The following is an 867-nucleotide window of genomic DNA, read 5'->3' on the forward strand; positions in this document are numbered from 1 at the left end:
CATTAATATTTCAGTTATGAGTCATACAGATGACAGGTGAAGATTTGCGTCGTATATATTTTCCTTTGATAATCAGTGCTCTACTTTCAGCTTGTTCGTCTGGCCCAGAGCCGAGTGAACAGGTTGAAGTAACTGTACCCACCAATCAGTTATTGTCTAATAACCCTGACTTGTTTCAGTTTTACAACGAGTGGCACGGCACGCCCTATCGACTTGGTGGAACACAAAAATCTGGAATCGACTGTTCGGCTTTCGTTCAAAGAGCCTTTATCGAAGCGTATCAACTCGCCCTACCAAGGACGACAAAGCAGCAATCCACACAAGGCGTTGAGCTGAGTTGGACGGATGCCAAACAAGGAGATTTGGTGTTTTTTAAAACTCGACGAAGCACCTACCACGTTGGAATCTACTTGGGGAACAAGCAGTTTATGCACGCATCAACGTCTAAAGGGGTAATTATTTCTAGAATAGACAACCCTTACTGGGCGTCCAAGTTTTGGCAAGTAAGAAGAGTTACCTTGTAACCCTTCTTATTGTTGGAATAGTGTTTAGCTGAATATTAGGGGGCATACTCGGCATTTGAACATTAGTCGTAAGTGGCGACTGCGGTATCAAATAGGTTTTTCACTAACGCAATGTATTCATCTAGAAAAGCAATCTGTTCGTTCGTTGCTTTCTTGCTCCACACGCCCGCTAGCACTTCACCAAGGTCTTCTACAACGGCATCTGCTTCTTTAAGCAGTTTAAAACGTACGCTTGAGTGAAGCTCAGGGTTTTGCTCAAAGATCGCCATGATGTTTGAAGCAACCATGTCAGTAACCACATCTTCGATGCTTTCGGAACCTGTATCGCCAATTTCCGTTGTGA

The 867-nt window shown here is 43.7% G+C and carries 2 protein-coding genes; one reads left to right on the top strand and one right to left on the bottom strand.

Annotation, left to right across the window (positions count from 1 at the left end; genetic code table 11):
- Window positions 1-29 precede the first annotated feature (29 nt).
- Window positions 30-524 carry an NlpC/P60 family protein gene (locus tag R7Q46_RS25895; protein ID WP_025545534.1) on the top strand — a complete coding sequence of 165 codons (495 nt, stop codon included), beginning with the start codon at window positions 30-32 and terminating at the stop codon, window positions 522-524.
- Window positions 525-586: 62 nt separating this feature from the next.
- Here R7Q46_RS25895 and R7Q46_RS25900 read toward each other — a convergent pair.
- Window positions 587-867: DUF3802 family protein (locus R7Q46_RS25900; protein WP_318078046.1), on the bottom strand; the 281-nt coding region annotated here is incomplete at its 5' end.

This window comes from Vibrio sp. 811 (assembly GCF_033339195.1).

What these genes read in the sequence shown, in the direction of transcription:
- R7Q46_RS25895 (WP_025545534.1), top strand. Translation starts at nt 30, where the DNA reads ATGACAGGTGAAGATTTGCGTCGTATATATTTTCCTTTGATAATCAGT.